General features: G+C 54.9%; 1 rRNA gene. It reads right to left on the bottom strand.

The annotated features are described in order from the left end of the window. Positions 1-153 precede the first annotated feature (153 nt). Positions 154-3289: ribosomal RNA gene (locus AC6EUH_RS18210) — 23S ribosomal RNA — on the bottom strand. Between the last annotated feature and the right edge of the window lie 281 nt (positions 3290-3570).

The raw sequence follows: 3570 nt of genomic DNA, 5'->3' as shown, positions 1-3570 counted from the left end.
TGTGGTGTTGTTATTGTGTTGTGTTCTCAAGCAACGTTCCCGTGACGGGTTTGTTGGTTGGGAACCACATAGTGGACGCAAGCAGTCTTGTTATCTTTGTACCACCCTTGGCGGGCAAACCTCTTTTGAAGGATTGGTTTGTCCAGGTGGTGTGTGGTGTAAGTTATCGGCCTATTAGTACCGGTCAGCTTCACGAGTCGTTAGTCCTCGCTTCCACATCCGGCCTATCAACCCAGTGGTCTGGCTGGGGGCCTCTCACACACAAGGTGTATGGAAATCTCATCTCGAAGCGAGCTTCCCGCTTAGATGCTTTCAGCGGTTATCCCATCCGAACGTAGCTAATCAGCGGTGCACTTGGCAGTACAACTGACACACCAGAGGTTCGTCCGTCCCGGTCCTCTCGTACTAAGGACAGCCCTTCTCAAATTTCCTGCGCGCGCAGCGGATAGGGACCGAACTGTCTCACGACGTTCTAAACCCAGCTCGCGTACCGCTTTAATGGGCGAACAGCCCAACCCTTGGGACCTACTCCAGCCCCAGGATGCGACGAGCCGACATCGAGGTGCCAAACCATGCCGTCGATATGGACTCTTGGGCAAGATCAGCCTGTTATCCCCGAGGTACCTTTTATCCGTTGAGCGACGGCCATTCCACAATGTACCGCCGGATCACTAGTCCCGACTTTCGTCCCTGCTCGAGATGTCTCTCTCACAGTCAAGCTCCCTTGTGCACTTACACTCGACACCTGATTGCCAACCAGGCTGAGGGAACCTTTGGGCGCCTCCGTTACTTTTTAGGAGGCAACCGCCCCAGTTAAACTACCCATCAGGCACTGTCCCTGACCCGGATTACGGGCCGAAGTTAGATGTCCAAAGTGACCAGAGTGGTATTTCAACGATGACTCCACCCGAACTGGCGTCCGGGCTTCAACGTCTCCCACCTATCCTACACAAGCCACTCCGAACACCAATACCAAACTATAGTAAAGGTCTCGGGGTCTTTCCGTCCTGCTGCGCGTAACGAGCATCTTTACTCGTACTGCAATTTCGCCGAGTTTATGGTTGAGACAGCGGGGAAGTCGTTACTCCATTCGTGCAGGTCGGAACTTACCCGACAAGGAATTTCGCTACCTTAGGATGGTTATAGTTACCACCGCCGTTTACTGGGGCTTAAATTCTCAGCTTCGCCTTGCGGCTAACCGGTCCTCTTAACCTTCCAGCACCGGGCAGGAGTCAGTCCGTATACATCGTCTTGCGACTTCGCACGGACCTGTGTTTTTAGTAAACAGTCGCTTCCCCCTGGTCTCTGCGGCCCCTGCACGCTCCGGACAGCTAGTGTCCATCACGATGGGGGCCCCCCTTCTCCCGAAGTTACGGGGGCATTTTGCCGAGTTCCTTAACCATAATTCTCTCGATCGCCTTAGTATTCTCTACCTGATCACCTGTGTCGGTTTGGGGTACGGGCGGCTAAAACCTCGCGTCGATGCTTTTCTCGGCAGCATAGGATCACCGAATCCCCCCTTACGGGAGTCCCATCGGATCTCAGGCATCATGAACGGCGGATTTGCCTACCGTTCGCCCTACATCCTTAGACCGGGACAACCATCGCCCGGCTCGGCTACCTTCCTGCGTCACACCTGTTAATACGCTTGCCTCCCAGGATCAGGTCCCGCGCTCCACCAAAACCCTCACACCACAAGGGCGATCGGGCAGGTTTCGGGCGGTTAGTATCCCCTGTTCAGCATGGGCGGTTTTTCGCCGGTACGGGAATATCAACCCGTTGTCCATCGACTACGCCTGTCGGCCTCGCCTTAGGTCCCGACTTACCCAGGGCAGATTAGCTTGACCCTGGAACCCTTGATCATTCGGCGGACGGGTTTCTCACCCGTCTTTCGCTACTCATGCCTGCATTCTCACTCGTGTAGGCTCCACCGCTGGTTTACACCGCGACTTCACTGCCCACACGACGCTCCCCTACCACTCCAGACGCCTGAACCACAAGGGCTTGGCTAATGTCTGAAATCCACAACTTCGGCGGTGTACTTGAGCCCCGCTACATTGTCGGCGCGGAATCACTTGACCAGTGAGCTATTACGCACTCTTTTAAGGATGGCTGCTTCTAAGCCAACCTCCTGGTTGTCTTCGCAACTCCACATCCTTTCCCACTTAGCACACGCTTAGGGGCCTTAGTTGGTGGTCTGGGCTGTTTCCCTCTCGACTATGAAGCTTATCCCCCACAGTCTCACTGCTGCGCTCTCACTTACCGGCATTCGGAGTTTGGCTGACGTCAGTAACCTTGTAGGGCCCATTAGCCATCCAGTAGCTCTACCTCCGGTAAGAAACACGCAACGCTGCACCTAAATGCATTTCGGGGAGAACCAGCTATCACGAAGTTTGATTGGCCTTTCACCCCTACCCACAGCTCATCCCCTCCATTTTCAACTGAAGTGGGTTCGGTCCTCCACGACGTCTTACCGTCGCTTCAACCTGGCCATGGGTAGATCACTTCGCTTCGGGTCTAGATCACGCCACTGCAACGCCCTATTCAGACTCGCTTTCGCTACGGCTTCCCCACACGGGTTAACCTCGCGACGTAACACTAACTCGCAGGCTCATTCTTCAAAAGGCACGCCGTCACCACAACACAGCAAGCTGCGATGGCTCCGACGGATTGTAAGCACACGGTTTCAGGTACTGTTTCACTCCCCTCCCGGGGTACTTTTCACCTTTCCCTCACGGTACTGGTCCGCTATCGGTCATTAGGGAGTATTTAGGCTTATCAGGTGGTCCTGACAGATTCGCACGGGATTTCTCGGGCCCCGTGCTACTTGGGATACTTCACCGGGCGGTACACAACATTTCGGTTACGGGGCTCACACCCTCTCTGGCCGGCCTTTCAAGACCGTTCACCTATGCCTGTACTACTCACCCCACTGCCCCGGCAGAGACAGAATGGGAAGTCCCACAACCCCGACCATGCAACGCCCGCCGGCTATCACACATGGAACGGTTTAGCCTGATCCGCGTTCGCTCGCCACTACTGACGGAATCACTATTGTTTTCTCTTCCTGCGGGTACTGAGATGTTTCACTTCCCCGCGTTCCCTCCACGCACCCTATGTGTTCAGATGCGGGTCACCAGGTGACTCGCGCCCCTGGCGGGGTTTCCCCATTCGGACACCCTGGGATCACAGTCCGGTTATCGACTCCCCCAGGCTTATCGCAGATTCCTACGTCCTTCTTCGGCTCCTAATGCCAAGGCATCCACCGTGTGCTCTTAAAAACTTGACCACAAAAGATCAAAAACGCTAATTTTCGAGAGAACCATGAAAACCAACCCCACACCCAAAGGGCACAGGATCAGATCCAGGTTCATATTCTTGGAAATTGCTTCTTATAAAAGATGCTCGCGTCCACTATGTAGTTCTCAAACAACAACCCCGTACCACACACCCCACACACAACCCCTAAGGGCCGATACGTGCGCTCGGTGCAGCCAGGAAACCAGAAACACAAGTCCCGGAACGACACACCCCAAAGGCTGCGCCACCCGGTCCTGTTGTCTCAGGACC

This window comes from Arthrobacter sp. 001422645 (assembly GCF_059816125.1).
This window is presented reverse-complemented; position numbering and strand designations above follow the sequence as displayed.